The organism is Aminobacter niigataensis, from assembly GCF_946995915.1.
GTDB classification, from domain to species: Bacteria; Pseudomonadota; Alphaproteobacteria; order Rhizobiales; family Rhizobiaceae; genus Aminobacter; species Aminobacter niigataensis.
Genome location: NZ_OX341517.1, coordinates 2,656,118 through 2,669,122 on the forward strand (window position 1 = coordinate 2,656,118; position 13,005 = coordinate 2,669,122).

Consider the following 13,005-nt stretch of genomic DNA (forward strand, 5'->3'; position numbering starts at 1 on the left):
GGCAGTTCCCTCATGAAGTGCCGGCGGCGTCGCCAGTAGAAATGCTGGCCATTGTTGGGCATGATCGCCAGTGCCGCGATGAGCAAAGCAAACAGCCCATGTCAGTTTTCGAGTTCGCAGGTCACACGCTGGATCTCAAGCAAGGCAGGTTGCGGAATGGAGCCGGCGACGTCACGTTGCGCCCGAAATCGCTGGCCTTGCTTACCTATCTGGTCAGGAATCCTGGCCGGGTGATCGACAAGCATGAACTGATCGAGGTTGTGTGGCCGGATGTCGTGGTTTCGGACGGCTCGCTTAGCCAGTGCCTGAAAGACATTCGGGTTGCCCTCGGCCCCCGGGCGGAAGGTTTCATCCGGACAGTACCGCGGCGCGGCTACATCCTCGACGAGCAACGTTTGCGATCTTATGACGAGGGTTCCGACCGGCCTCCGCCGCGGAAACTGCAATCCACGGCCGACAGGCCATCGATTGCCGTTCTCCCATTTGAAACCGCAGAAGCTGACCAGGAATGGTTTTCCGACGGCATTGCCGAAGACATCACAACAGCGCTGACGAAGAGCCGGAGGCTGCTGGTCGTCTCGAAAAACTACAGTTTCGCGTTCAAGGGACGCGCTGTCCGTGGAAACGACATCGCCCGCGAACTCCGTGTTCAGTATCTCCTGGAGGGCAGCGTGCGCCTGTCGGGACAACGCGTCCGTGTTTCCACTCGATTGCTGGAAGGCGCAACAGGAGAGTTGTTTTGGGCCGAGCGGTTCGACCGGGACCTTGCGGACATTTTCGCAATCCAGGACGAGATCACCGAAGCTGTCGTCAAGCACCTGGAACTCGAACTGCTACCCGAGGAGAAGCATGCCATCCGGCAGGCTCGAACCGGCAACATCGAAGCCTATCACTATGAACTGCAAGGCCGGCAGCTGGCGCTGGAATTGACGAAGTCATATCTCGTCCTGGCCCGGCGCCTGTTTGGCAAGGCGGTTGAGCTCGATCCCGGCTATGCACGTGCCTATGCCGGCATGGTGATCTGCGACTGCTACCTGCGCGACTGGCATGGGAAGGACAGCGCGCCGGATGAGATCCTGGCTATCGCAGACAAGGCACTACATCTCGATCCCACCCTGCCGGAAGCTCATGTCGCACGCGGCTTTGCCCTGTTCTGCAATGAAAGATACGAGGAGGCCGGCCTTTCATACCAGAAGGCTCTCGCCATCGATCCCAATTCGTATGAGGCAAATTTCTTCTTTGCATCGACGATGGCGCGCTTCCTGAACGACCGGGCGAAGATGATCTCGATGTTCAAGCAAGCCTCGCGCTTGCGACCAGACGACTATCTCTCGCCGATGATGATCGCCGCCTTTCTTGCCAGAAGCGATCCGGAAAGGCTGGATTGGGCGAGAATTTGTGTCGAACGCTCGGAGCGCGCGTCCGGCATTCACCCCGAGAACGCTGCACCGCTGCATCGTGGTGCCGTCGCGCTTGGCTATCTCGGCGACATGGAGAAGGCGCGTTCCTGGTTGGCCCGTGCGCTGGCGATCGATCCGGACGACTTCATTGCAAATGTCAATGCGGCGGCCCTCTGCGCCCATCTGGGGGACGTGGAAGGAGCGCTGCAACACCTCAAAAAGGCCGCCCGGGACGTCCCTCAGAACACGATAGACATGCTCCGGAACGATGCCGACTTCGATGTCATTCGCGATGATCCGCGCTTCTCGGTGATCCTGCACCCGCGTTATCCTGGAATGGCCTGAGGGTTGTTCCCGAGCACAGTTCGAAACCCAGTGTGGCTTGAACTTGCCACTGGACGTCCTTCTTCAAGCCAGCAACACTGGCTTGTCCGTTGCCGGTGAAGGCTGCGGGTGCCTGCGTGCAGAGGAGGAATGCGATGGACGAACCCGACCGGTGGCGAAACATGGCGAGCGCGCCAAAGGACGGCAGCCGGGTCCTGGTGACGGTACGTTCGTCGGAACAGGGGCCGGCGGAGGTCGATGTCGCCTATTGGGCAAGGCCCGACGCATTCGGCATCGAAGGCTGGCGCGCTGCCGACTCCTATCCCGGCTGCGTGATCGGCTATGCCGACCCGGAACTGAAGTGCTGGATGCCGTTGCCGAAGGCCAATCTGAGCAAGAATTCGCCGGAGATGCCAACGCCCTGGGAGGGCGAGGACGAGGAGCAACTGGACGGCTCGGGGATCTGAGGTTCCAGGCCCGGCTTGGCCTACTGCCATCGAGTGGGGCGCAGGCTTCCGAGGATCTCAGCTGTTCGGCGGGCGTCCGCCAAACGTCGACGGACGCAAGCCGAAGCGGGTGTCGAAATCGTCGTCGGGCTGCTGCTTGGCCGGAGGCTTTTGGTAGTCGGTGTCGCCAGCCTGGCGCTGGCTGTCGACAACTTCGGTGAAACCCAATGCTGCAGCCTGCGGCTTGGGCACGTTGCGCAGGCGTTCGACCACAGCGACGAGATCGACGTCGTCGCCGCTGCCGGATGGGGCCTCCGCGGCCCGCTTGCCGGTGCCTGGGATGAGTTCGGGCGAAAGTTTTTCGAATTTCAGCCGCATGGTGGTGGCGACGCCTTCGCCGAAGGCGATGGCCTCGCGCTGGCCCATCGAGGACAGGAAGGAGAGGCTGGAGGCCGACGAATCGGCAATGGCCGAGCGGATGATCGCCTGGTCCTGCTCGTTGGCGAGCCGCATTGCGAATACGGTTGAGCACTGCGACAGGATGGTCGGGTCGAGTTCGCCCGGGCGCTGTGTCACGACGCCAAGATAGCAGCCATATTTGCGGCCTTCCTTGGCGATGCGCGACAGCGCGTGCCGGGTCGGGGCGAAGCCGAGGCGGTGGTCGGCGGGCATGTAGCGGTGGGCTTCCTCACACAGCAGCAGCAGCTTGAGCCGCCCTTCGCTCCACAAAGCGAGGTCGAAGGCGAGGCGGGCCAGCACCGAGCAAACCGAATTGACCACCTCCGAAGGCATGCCTGCCATTTCGAAGCAGGTGACCGGGCGGCCATGGGTGGGGACGCGGAAGATGTTGCCGATCGTTTCGTGGATGGTGTCTTCGATCAGCCTGGAATGGAACATGAAGCGGTAGCGCGGGTCGGCGAGCGCGGATTCGATGCGCGTCCTGAGCGATTTCAGGATCGGACGTTCGTTCTTGGATTCGAGCAGGCCCATGCGCTCGTCGATCTGCTTGATGAGATCGGCCATGCGGTAGGGGACCGGCGTGTCCGCGGTCAGCGCATCGACGCCGCGACGCAGGAACGCGCCGCCCTGCGGGCTGCGATAGAGGTTCTTGGCCACAGGAATGAGGTCGCGCAGCACGTCGATCTCATCGGCGTCGGTCTCGCGCCCGCGAAACAGCACCTCGGCGAATTCCTCGAGCCGGAACAGCCAGAACGGCAGGTCGAGCGTGTTGCTGTCGACCTTGACGCAATATTCGGGCAGCGAGCCTGCGAACTCGTTGTGCGGGTCCATGATCAAGACGCGCAGGTCGGGCCGCGCGGCAATGGCCTTGCGCAGCAAGAGCGAGACGGCGGTCGACTTGCCGACGCCGGTGGTGCCGACGACGGCGAAATGTCGGGCCAGCGTTTCATCGATGGCGATGCAGGCGTCGATGCTGTCGTCCTGCGACAGCTGCCCGATGGTCACGGTGTGGCGGCCGGCGAGGTCGTAGACGGCCTGAAGGTCGCGACTGCGGATGCGGTGGGCGATGGCACCGATATAGGGATAGGCGGTGATGCCGCGGTCGAAGACAGGCTTCTTGTCCGCGCCCACGTCACGGACTTCTCCGATCAGCTCGACATTGACCTCGATGGGGTTGTCGCCTTCGCTGCTCCAGGAACGGTCCGACTTGGCGATGGAATAGACCAGTCCGATCGTCCGGGTCTCGCCGAGATTGATGCAGATCATGCGCCCGACCGTCCAGAGGCCGACCATGCTTGCGCTGCCGGTCTCGGCATAGGCGCTGATGACCGCGCGAGCACCGTCGCACTGCACGACGTTGCCGAGGATGCGGGCGTCGTCCTGCTTCGGGTCGCGCCGCTCCTGCGAGGTGGTTTCGCCACCCGCGGCCTGACGTTCGGTGTACATTGATGCCACGTCCCTTATTCCCCAAGCCGCAAGGCTAGCGCAGCGCGGTTAAGGCCGGGTGATGGCGGATGGTGTAGCCCGGGTTAACCGGAACGCTCCAATTCGAACGTTGTGCGGGCAAACTGACGTTGCGGAAAATTTGCGCGGGTCAGGTTGACAGTTCGCCTTCCTGCGCATTAACGTCCGCGCCATGAATACGACACTCATTCTCGTAGTAGGATTGCGCATGGGCAAGGCGGTGTAACCGCCGGGCGAAATCCCCCATGCGCAAATGTGAAGGCTCCCTCGGGGGCCTTTTTTATTGCCCGAAACAGGACTAAACGAGCAGCAACCGCCGAGAACGGCGAAAAGGAAGACGGGACGGACCGATGAGCGGACATAGTGACAGCGGACGACGCGAAATGACCGGCGCCGAGATGGTGGTGCAGGCGCTGAAGGACAACGGCGTCCAGCACCTCTTCGGCTATCCCGGCGGCGCTGTCCTTCCGATCTATGACGAGCTGTTCCAGCAGGACGACGTCCAGCACATCCTGGTGCGCCACGAGCAGGGCGCCGGACACGCCGCCGAGGGCTATGCGCGCTCGACCGGCAAGGCCGGCGTGATGCTGGTGACCTCGGGCCCCGGTGCCACCAATGCGGTGACGCCGCTGCAGGACGCCTTGATGGATTCGATCCCGCTGGTGTGCATTACCGGCCAGGTTCCGACCTCGCTGATCGGCTCCGACGCCTTCCAGGAGTGCGACACCGTGGGCATCACCAGGCCATGCACCAAGCACAACTGGCTGGTGAAGGACGTCAACGATCTGGCCGGCATCCTGCACGAGGCCTTCCATGTCGCCACCACCGGCCGTCCAGGCCCGGTCGTGGTCGACATTCCGAAGGACGTGCAGTTCGCCAAGGGCATCTACACGCCGCCGCAGACCGCACCGCGCACCTCCTATCAGCCCAAGGTCCAGGGCGACCTGGAAAAGATCAAGGAAGCCGTCGTGCTGATGGCGGATGCCAAGCGGCCGATCATCTATTCCGGCGGCGGCGTGGTGAACTCCGGTCCCGAGGCGAGCCATCTGCTGCGCGAACTGGTCGACCTCACCGGCTTCCCTATCACCTCGACGCTGATGGGCCTCGGTGCGTACCCCGCATCGGGCAAGAACTGGCTCGGCATGCTGGGCATGCACGGCAGCTACGAAGCCAATATGGCGATGCACGACTGCGACGTGATGATCTGTGTCGGCGCCCGCTTCGACGACCGTATCACCGGCCGCCTCAACGCGTTCTCGCCGAACTCGAAGAAGATCCACATCGACATCGACCCGTCGTCGATCAACAAGACCGTGCGCGCCGACGTGCCGATCCTGGGCGATGTCGGCCGCGTGCTGGAAGACATGGTCCGGCTGTGGCGAGCGACCGCCAAGGCGGACAAGAAGACGCTGTATCCGTGGTGGGAGCAGATCGCCAAGTGGCGTGCGCGCGACAGCTACGCATACAAGCCCAACAGCGACGTGATCATGCCACAATACGCCATCCAGCGGCTGTATGAGCTGACCAAGCACCTCGACACCTACATCACGACCGAGGTCGGCCAGCACCAGATGTGGGCGGCCCAGCATTACGGTTTCGAGAAGCCGAACCGCTGGATGACCTCCGGCGGCCTGGGCACGATGGGCTACGGCCTGCCGGCGGCACTGGGCGTGCAGATCGCGCATCCGGAATCGCTTGTCATCGACATCGCCGGCGACGCCTCGGTCCAGATGTGCATCCAGGAGATGAGCGCCGCACTCCAGTACAATGCGCCGATCAAGGTCTTCATCCTCAACAACTCCTACATGGGCATGGTGCGCCAGTGGCAGCAGCTGCTGCACGGCAACCGGCTGTCGCATTCCTACACCGAGGCGATGCCCGACTTCGTCAAGCTGGCGGAAGCCTATGGCGGACACGGCATCCGCTGCGACAAGCCGGACGAACTGGACGATGCGATCAAGGAGATGATTTCGGTGAAGAAGCCGGTGATCTTCGACTGCCGCGTGGCAACGCTCGCCAATTGCTTCCCGATGATCCCATCGGGCAAGGCGCATAACGAGATGCTGCTGCCCGACGAGGCGACCGACGAGGCAGTGGCCAACGCCATCGATGCCAAGGGCCGCGAACTGGTGTGACGGATCGCGTGCGGCCTTCCAGGGAAGGCCGCACAATCAACGAGTTGGCGCAACCGCCTGAGATCGAGAATCATCTTATGAACGCACAGCTACAACCCACCGGTTCGGCCTATTTCATCGCCAAGGAAACCGAGAAGCCGGAAAACCACACGCTATCGGTGCTGGTCGACAACGAACCGGGCGTGCTTGCCCGTGTCATCGGCCTGTTCTCTGGCCGCGGCTACAACATCGAGAGCCTGACGGTCTCGGAGACGGAACACGAGAAGCATTTGTCGCGCATCACCATCGTGACGCGCGGCACCCCGCATGTGCTCGAGCAGATCAAGCACCAGCTCGAACGCATCGTGCCGGTGCATCGCGTCGTCGACCTGACCGTCATGGCGCAGGAACTGGGCACCGGAGGCGCGCTTGAGCGCGAACTGGCGCTGGTCAAAGTTTCCGGCACCGGCGACGCCCGTGTCGAGGCGCTGCGCCTGGCCGACGCCTTCCGTGCCAAGGTGATCGACGCCAATACCGAACATTTCATCTTCGAGCTGACCGGCAAGGTGTCGAAGATCGAGCAGTTCATCGCCATCATGAAGCCGCTGGGCTTGGTCGAGGTCTGCCGCACCGGCGTGGCCGCGATGAACCGTGGCCGGCAGGGAATGTAACTGTCGCAGGCGCGAAGCCAAAAACAAAGGCCGCCGGTGCGCTACACCGGCGGCCTTTGACTTTTCCCGAGGTCCGCCAGGACGCAACGCACGAGCGCTGGCCCAGTCATCAAGCCGATCTGGATTTTTTTGAAACGACAAATAAGGTCAATAATACTGACTTAAAAAGAGGGAAAACGAATGTCGTACGACGCATTCCTGGCACTGCTCGTCTATGCCTTCGTGACCTCGATCACGCCGGGGCCGAACAATTTCATGCTGCTGGCCTCGGGCGTGAATTTCGGCTTCGTGCGCACCATTCCGCACATGCTGGGCATAGGCATCGGTTTCCTGACGCTACTTCTCGGCGTCGGCTTCGGCCTCGGGGCCGTGCTGTCGGCCTTTCCGATGCTGCATGGCGGCCTGAAGATCGCCGGCGGCGCTTATCTGCTCTATCTCGCATGGCGCATCGGCATGTCGCGCTCGCTCGGCAAGGACGGCGAGGCCAAAGCGCGGCCGATGACGTTTCTCGAGGCGGCGGCATTCCAGTGGGTGAATCCCAAGGCGTGGGTGATGGCGGTGACTGCCATGGCCGTCTATACCAGCCCGGAATCGCCATTCCTGTCGGTGCTGTTGATCTCCGGGGCATTCGCCCTTGTCAACCTGCCGAGCGTTTCGAGCTGGGCCGGATTTGGCATGGTGTTGCGCGGCTTCCTTGCCGATCCGGTGCGGCTGAAATGGTTCAACATCGCCATGGGACTGCTGCTGGCGGCGACGTTGTGGCCGATGCTGAAGTGATCAGAAAAATTCGATCGCCGGCCTCGTCAGCATCAGCCAGAAGATGGCGATGACGCTGAAAAAGGCGGGGAACCCGCAGGCGAACCAGACGCGATAGAGGCGGAGATAGCTCGCCGGCAATGCCCCGCCCGTGGTGGCGGACGAACGAGCGAGATTGCGCAGCTCGATCTGAATGAACACGACCGGCAGCCAGAACAGGCCGGTCAGCACATAGAGCGCGAGCGACAGCACAATCCAGCTTTCACTCAACGACCAGCCGGCTTCATGCGCCAGCAAGGCGCCCGTGATCGGCTGGAGGACGACAGCGGTCGCCGTGAAGACGGTGTCGGCGATGACGACGATTCCGGCGACATGGGCAATTGTCGCAGCGTCGCGGGTGCGATGGGCCATCACCATGAAGAAGGCGATTCCGGCCCCTGTGCCGAACAACACTGCGGCTCCAAGGACGTGGACGAGGCGCAGCAATTCTTCCATGGCTCAACGCTCGTCCAGGATCGCAAGCGCGACCAGCGCAAGCACGATCGACGGCAGCACCTTGACCAACGGGCCGAGCGGATCCGTCCAGAGATGTGGGGAAAGAACGGTTGCTGTCGCGAGATAGGCCAGGGACAGGGCAATCATGCCTTTCAACGCCAATCCGGCGTATCGACGATAGGCAACGCCGAGCCCGAGGGCGATGTCGGCCAGGCTGGTTACAAGCGTGATGGCTGGAGCGATCGCGGCTGGCGCACCGGCTGACACCAAATGCGCCGACGACGCGTCGAAGCGCAGCAGCGCCACAATGCCCGATAGCAGCCAAAACAGGCAAAGCGCAGCGAACGTCAGCGGCTTGAGCAGGTAGAGCCGGGCGAACCAGAGATCTTGAACGCCGGCGGGATTTGCGGACAGCGTCTCGTCGAGCGAGCCGAAGCGCCGGCCGAGATCAACGGCATGGCCGATCACACCGCCGGCTGCGACTTCAAGTGCCGTCGAGCGCAGCGGCGATCGCCAGCCGAGCCGGCCGAGCATATCGGCGGCGTGGGCGGTGAGGCGGGCAAAGACGCCTGGCAAGTCGAGCGTGCGCGCTGGCGCCAGGCCAAGCCACCTGCGGTGGATGGCAACGGCATCGGCGAGCGACAGGGTTTGCGGTGCGGCGAGATCGAGGTCGCTGCCGATCGGGATATTGCCGGACAGAGCGTCGAACGCCGTCTCGGCGACGTCGTCGAGCGAGACGAACTGCATCGGGCTTTGGCCAAGGACCAGCGGTGTTACGAGTGGAAACGCGGCCAGGGCGCGCAGCAGTGCGGAACCGCCATAGGCCGCGCGGCCGACGATCACCGCCGGGCGGAGGAAGACGAAGGGCAGGCCGGATGCCTCAAGCGCCGCATCGGCCTGACGCTTGCTTGCGAGGAATGGGTTTTCGGATGCAACACCATCGGTGCGCGCCGATATCTGGACGAACATGCGTAGCGAGGGGGCGGCGGCCTGATAAAGCGCTTTCATCGCGACATATTGCAGGGCGGCGACATTGTCACGCGGACCATCCTGGAGTGCACCGGCGCAATTGACCACGGCGTCGATGCCGGACAGGAGAAAGCGCCAGTCCTCGGGCCGCGACAGGCTGGCGATATCGGCCTGGACCCAGCCGAAATCGGGATATCGGCGGGAAGCGACCTTTGTGTCGCGCGCCAGGGCAACGATGGAAAATCCGCGGGCGGCAAGCGACCTTGCCACCGCCGCACCGACAAAGCCGTTACCGCCCAGAATCAAAACCCGCATTGAGCAACGATAGCGGGCGCGTGGGCTGTGGCGCAAATCCGTCCTGGCCCAAGGCTGGCGGCTTGCACGGCGAAGCGGGCGGGCTTAGGTTTTCGCCATGTCGCACGATCACCACCATGACGATCACCATCACGACAACGAGCTCGACCCGATGACGGCACGGGTCCGGGCGCTGGAGACGATCCTGACCCGCAAGGGGCTGATCGATCCGGCGGCGATCGACGTCATCGTCGATACCTACGAGACCAAGGTGGGACCACGCAACGGTGCCGCCGTGGTGGCGAAGGCCTGGAGCGAACCGGACTTCACCGAATGGTTGAAGCGCGACGCGACCGCGGCGATCGCCTCGCTCGGCTTCACCGGCCGCCAGGGCGAGCACATGCAGGCGGTGTTCAACACCGACGAGACCCACAATCTCGTCGTCTGCACGCTGTGCTCCTGCTACCCTTGGTCGGTGCTCGGCCTGCCGCCGGTCTGGTACAAGGCGCCGCCATATCGCAGCAGAGCGGTCATCGATCCGCGCGGCGTGCTGGAAGAATTCGGACTTTCGCTGCCCAAGGACAAGAAGATCCGCGTCTGGGATTCGACCGCCGAGCTGCGCTATCTCGTCGTGCCGCAGCGGCCGGCGGGCACCGAAGGCTGGAGCGAAGAGCGGCTGGCCGACCTGGTGACGCGGGATTCGATGATCGGCACCGGCGTCGCGCGGGAGGCGGCATGAACGGCCCCCACGATCTCGGCGGGCAGATGGGTTTTGGCCCGGTGGCGCCCGAAAAGGACGAACCCTATTTCCATTCCGAATGGGAAAAGCGGGCGCTGGGCGTGACGCTGACGGCAGGCGCCATGGGTGCCTGGAACATCGACGAAAGCCGGCATGCGCGGGAATGCCTGCATCCAGCCGATTATTATGCGTCGAGCTATTACGAAATCTGGATCAAGGCGCTGGAACAACTGGTCAAACGGCACAACTTCGTGACAGCCAACGACCTCGCGGCGAGTGATGCCGTCGATCCGGCAGCGACACCCAAGCGGGTGCTGAAAGCGGAGAATGTACCGGCCGTTTTGGCGAAAGGCGGGCCTTGCGATCGACCGGTCGCCGTACCGGTGCGGTTTGCGGTCGGGCAACGCGTGCGGACCAGGAACTTTCACCCCACCGGCCATACCCGCCTGCCGCGTTATGCCCGCGGCAAGGAGGGGGTGATCGACGCGGTGCGCGAAGGTTTTGTCTTTCCCGATACCAACGCGCATGGCCGCGGCGAGAACCCGCAATGGCTCTATACGGTGGCTTTCACCGCAGGCGAATTGTGGGGCGAGGGGGCTGATCCGACGCTTGAGGTCAGCATAGACGCCTGGGAGAGCTATCTTGAACCAGCATGAGGTGCGGCTAGCGGTTGGGACCGAGGGGCTCGATGCACCGGTCTTTGCCGAGCCGTGGCAGGCCGAGGCTTTCGCAATGGTGGTGGCGTTGCATGAGCGCGGCCTATTTACCTGGGCGGAATGGGCCGAACGGCTTTCGGCGGAGGTTAAAAAGCCAGGTGCCGCCGCTGATGGCAGCGACTACTACGCGCGTTGGCTGGCCGCCCTGGAGTGCCTGACGGCCGAGAAGGGGCTCGCCCGGCGCGACGAGGTCGATGCGGTTGCCGCGGCCTGGGAACGTGCCGCGCACGCCACGCCGCATGGCCAGCCGATCCTGCTGGAGAACGATCCGGCAAAACGCTGAGCTTCCTGCCGGATACCTGAATTTGATAGGCTCGCCGCAATCCCTCCTTGTATTCGGCGACTTTTCGGTAAGATGCTGTCATAGTTTTGGAATATTCAGCGGTCTGCATTGCGTTCATCTGGGGCAGGTATTGGGTAGATTTTTTGGAGCTGTTGCCACCGTTTGGTTTTTTTGGGCCGCAGCCTCGCTCTGGAACTTCCAGTTTCTTGGTGGTTTTGCGTTCCCGCCGTTACTTTTTTTGCTGCCGGGATATTACTTCAAATACTGGGGCTTCGTTTGGCTGCCATTTCTGGCTGGCCTCTCTTGCGCGGTTGTTGCAGGAATTCTTGTGCATCGGGCGGAGCCTTTGGAATCGCTGTCGTGGAAATTGCTGGTGGCGAATTTCGCTTTTCTTTTTTTCTTCGTCCTATCGGCGGAGGTGAGAACAAGCCAGTTGATGAGCGCCGCCGTCGACGCCGCGAATGCCGACTGCTTCGACAGTCGATTTTTCTCTTCTTCGGTTGCAATCGCTGGAGAGGAATTTCAGTTCGATGTTCATGCAGTCTATCGCAAGGATGGCGATGTATTCATCTGGAGCTATCGGGACACAGCTTTCTTTAGGGTTCCAGAGACCATTTATCGCAATCTTGATCTGATGGGGTGTGCGGCAGGCCGGGCGTTGCAGGCCAGTTGATTTTCCCCGAACGGACTCGACTGAACCGGCAAATCCCTTGCCCTTCGCCGCCGAATCCTGTCAGTCAAACCCATGGAATTCTCTCCTCAGCAAGACGATGCGCTGCAGGCCGTGGCGCGCTGGCTCAAATCGGGAAAGCCGCAGGTTTTCCGGCTGTTCGGCTATGCCGGCACCGGCAAGACGACGCTGGCGCGCTATTTCGCCGAGCATGTCGACGGCCAGGTGCAGTTCGCTGCCTTCACCGGCAAGGCCGCCCAGGTACTGCGCTCGAAGGGCGCCACCAATGCGCGCACCATCCATTCGCTGATCTACCGGCCGAAGGGCGAGGAGGCGGTTGCCGACGAGGCGACCGGCAAGACCTCGATGTCGCCGACGTTCTCGCTCAATCGCCAAAGTCCGATCGCCAAGGCCAAGCTCGTGGTGATCGACGAATGCTCGATGGTCGACGAGCAGCTCGGCCGCGATCTTTTGACGTTCGGCACCCCGGTGCTGGTGCTGGGCGACCCTGCGCAGCTGCCGCCGATCTCGGGCGGCGGCTTCTTCACCGAGCACGAGCCGGACTTCCTGTTGACCGAAATCCACCGCCAGGCGCGCGACAACCCGATCATCCGACTGGCGCTCGACGTGCGCGAGGGCCGCGAGTTCATGCGCGGCGACTACGGCACTGCCCAGGTGATCGGCAAGGAAGACGTGAACCAGGATCTGGTGCTGGGCGCCGACCAGGTGCTTGTCGGCACCAACCGGACGCGGAAGCGCTACAATCAGCGGCTGCGCGAGCTCAAGGGTTTTACAGCCGGTTACCCGCAAGCTGGCGACAAGCTGGTTTGCCTGCGCAACGACCCGGCCAAGGGCCTGCTCAACGGTTCGTTGTGGAAGGTGATGACCTCGTCGCGCGAAACGGTGAAGCCGGGCATCAATCTTCTAGTGTCGCCGGAGGAAGACGATCCCGATCGCGGCTTGGCCAAGATCAAGCTTTTGAAGCAGGTGTTCGAGAGCCCGGACGAAGAAATCCCCTGGGGTACCAAGAAACGCTACGACGACTTCGATTATGGCTACGCGCTGACGGTGCACAAGGCGCAGGGCTCGCAGTGGAACAATGTCGTGCTGTTCGACGAGAGCTGGGCCTTCAAGGACACGCGCCAGCGCTGGCTCTACACGGCGATCACCCGTGCGGCCGAACAGCTAACGATCGTTCGGTAGTG

13 protein-coding genes are annotated in these 13,005 nt (G+C 62.7%); 10 read left to right on the top strand and 3 right to left on the bottom strand.

The window, feature by feature from the left end; genetic code table 11:
- Positions 1-41: 41 nt before the first annotated feature.
- Together O1Y97_RS12885 and O1Y97_RS12890 are read left to right on the top strand one after the other, a co-directional pair.
- Positions 42-1,745, top strand: a complete 1,704-nt coding sequence (locus tag O1Y97_RS12885; protein ID WP_318761282.1) for a TPR end-of-group domain-containing protein — start codon at positions 42-44, stop codon at positions 1,743-1,745.
- Positions 1,746-1,879: 134 nt separating this feature from the next.
- Positions 1,880-2,191 carry a hypothetical protein gene (locus O1Y97_RS12890; RefSeq protein ID WP_108607681.1) on the top strand — a complete coding sequence of 104 codons (312 nt, stop codon included), beginning with the start codon at positions 1,880-1,882 and terminating at the stop codon, positions 2,189-2,191.
- Positions 2,192-2,248: 57 nt separating this feature from the next.
- Here O1Y97_RS12890 and O1Y97_RS12895 read toward each other — a convergent pair whose 3' ends face one another.
- Positions 2,249-4,075, bottom strand: coding sequence for an ATP-binding protein (locus O1Y97_RS12895; protein WP_318761283.1), 1,827 nt, complete (start codon positions 4,073-4,075; stop codon positions 2,249-2,251).
- A 368-nt stretch (positions 4,076-4,443) separates the two neighbouring features.
- On the opposite strand from O1Y97_RS12895, the gene O1Y97_RS12900 reads away from it, so the two are divergent.
- The 3 genes from O1Y97_RS12900 to O1Y97_RS12910 all read left to right on the top strand — a co-directional run bounded on the left by O1Y97_RS12900 (position 4,444) and on the right by O1Y97_RS12910 (position 7,655).
- Positions 4,444-6,228 (top strand): acetolactate synthase 3 large subunit, encoded by a 1,785-nt coding sequence (locus O1Y97_RS12900; RefSeq protein WP_318761284.1) that lies wholly within the window; start codon positions 4,444-4,446, stop codon positions 6,226-6,228.
- A 77-nt stretch (positions 6,229-6,305) separates the two neighbouring features.
- Positions 6,306-6,878 (top strand): acetolactate synthase small subunit, encoded by a 573-nt coding sequence (ilvN, locus tag O1Y97_RS12905; protein ID WP_108609840.1) that lies wholly within the window; start codon positions 6,306-6,308, stop codon positions 6,876-6,878.
- 180 nt (positions 6,879-7,058) lie between these two features.
- Positions 7,059-7,655: a LysE family translocator gene (locus O1Y97_RS12910; RefSeq protein WP_108607684.1), complete on the top strand. Its 597-nt coding sequence runs from the start codon at positions 7,059-7,061 to the stop codon at positions 7,653-7,655.
- On the opposite strand, the gene O1Y97_RS12915 is transcribed toward O1Y97_RS12910, so the two are convergent.
- Entirely contained in the window at positions 7,656-8,129 is a 474-nt protein-coding gene (locus tag O1Y97_RS12915) for a DUF2269 family protein (protein WP_318761285.1), read from the bottom strand.
- Between the two features lie 3 nt (positions 8,130-8,132).
- On the bottom strand, positions 8,133-9,413 hold the full coding sequence (locus O1Y97_RS12920; protein WP_318761286.1) for an SDR family oxidoreductase: 1,281 nt from the start codon (positions 9,411-9,413) through the stop codon (positions 8,133-8,135).
- 97 nt (positions 9,414-9,510) lie between these two features.
- Here O1Y97_RS12920 and nthA point away from each other — a divergent pair, with 97 nt between their 5' ends.
- From nthA to O1Y97_RS12945, 5 genes are all read left to right on the top strand, one after another.
- Positions 9,511-10,131, top strand: coding sequence for a nitrile hydratase subunit alpha (gene nthA, locus O1Y97_RS12925; RefSeq protein ID WP_318761287.1), 621 nt, complete (start codon positions 9,511-9,513; stop codon positions 10,129-10,131).
- On the top strand, positions 10,128-10,787 hold the full coding sequence (nthB, locus tag O1Y97_RS12930) for a nitrile hydratase subunit beta (protein ID WP_318761288.1): 660 nt from the start codon (positions 10,128-10,130) through the stop codon (positions 10,785-10,787). The genes nthA and nthB overlap by 4 nt, the downstream gene beginning before the upstream one ends.
- Positions 10,774-11,130: a nitrile hydratase accessory protein gene (locus O1Y97_RS12935; RefSeq protein ID WP_199914466.1), complete on the top strand. Its 357-nt coding sequence runs from the start codon at positions 10,774-10,776 to the stop codon at positions 11,128-11,130. The genes nthB and O1Y97_RS12935 overlap by 14 nt, the downstream gene beginning before the upstream one ends.
- Positions 11,131-11,152: 22 nt before the next feature.
- On the top strand, positions 11,153-11,803 hold the full coding sequence (locus O1Y97_RS12940; RefSeq protein WP_318761289.1) for a hypothetical protein: 651 nt from the start codon (positions 11,153-11,155) through the stop codon (positions 11,801-11,803).
- Positions 11,804-11,875: 72 nt separating this feature from the next.
- On the top strand, positions 11,876-13,003 hold the full coding sequence (locus O1Y97_RS12945) for an ATP-dependent DNA helicase (RefSeq protein WP_318761290.1): 1,128 nt from the start codon (positions 11,876-11,878) through the stop codon (positions 13,001-13,003).
- The last annotated feature ends 2 nt before the right edge of the window (positions 13,004-13,005 follow it).

Excerpts from the sequence above, each read along its gene's own strand:
- nthA (WP_318761287.1), top strand. The coding sequence starts at position 9,511 with ATGTCGCACGATCACCACCATGACGATCACCATCACGACAACGAGCTC.
- O1Y97_RS12900 (WP_318761284.1), top strand. The coding sequence starts at position 4,444 with ATGAGCGGACATAGTGACAGCGGACGACGCGAAATGACCGGCGCCGAG.
- O1Y97_RS12885 (WP_318761282.1), top strand. The coding sequence starts at position 42 with ATGCTGGCCATTGTTGGGCATGATCGCCAGTGCCGCGATGAGCAAAGC.
- O1Y97_RS12920 (WP_318761286.1), bottom strand. The coding sequence starts at position 9,413 with ATGCGGGTTTTGATTCTGGGCGGTAACGGCTTTGTCGGTGCGGCGGTG.
- O1Y97_RS12890 (WP_108607681.1), top strand. The coding sequence starts at position 1,880 with ATGGACGAACCCGACCGGTGGCGAAACATGGCGAGCGCGCCAAAGGAC.
- O1Y97_RS12895 (WP_318761283.1), bottom strand. The coding sequence starts at position 4,075 with ATGTACACCGAACGTCAGGCCGCGGGTGGCGAAACCACCTCGCAGGAG.
- O1Y97_RS12910 (WP_108607684.1), top strand. The coding sequence starts at position 7,059 with ATGTCGTACGACGCATTCCTGGCACTGCTCGTCTATGCCTTCGTGACC.
- O1Y97_RS12915 (WP_318761285.1), bottom strand. The coding sequence starts at position 8,129 with ATGGAAGAATTGCTGCGCCTCGTCCACGTCCTTGGAGCCGCAGTGTTG.
- ilvN (WP_108609840.1), top strand. The coding sequence starts at position 6,306 with ATGAACGCACAGCTACAACCCACCGGTTCGGCCTATTTCATCGCCAAG.
- O1Y97_RS12945 (WP_318761290.1), top strand. The coding sequence starts at position 11,876 with ATGGAATTCTCTCCTCAGCAAGACGATGCGCTGCAGGCCGTGGCGCGC.
- nthB (WP_318761288.1), top strand. The coding sequence starts at position 10,128 with ATGAACGGCCCCCACGATCTCGGCGGGCAGATGGGTTTTGGCCCGGTG.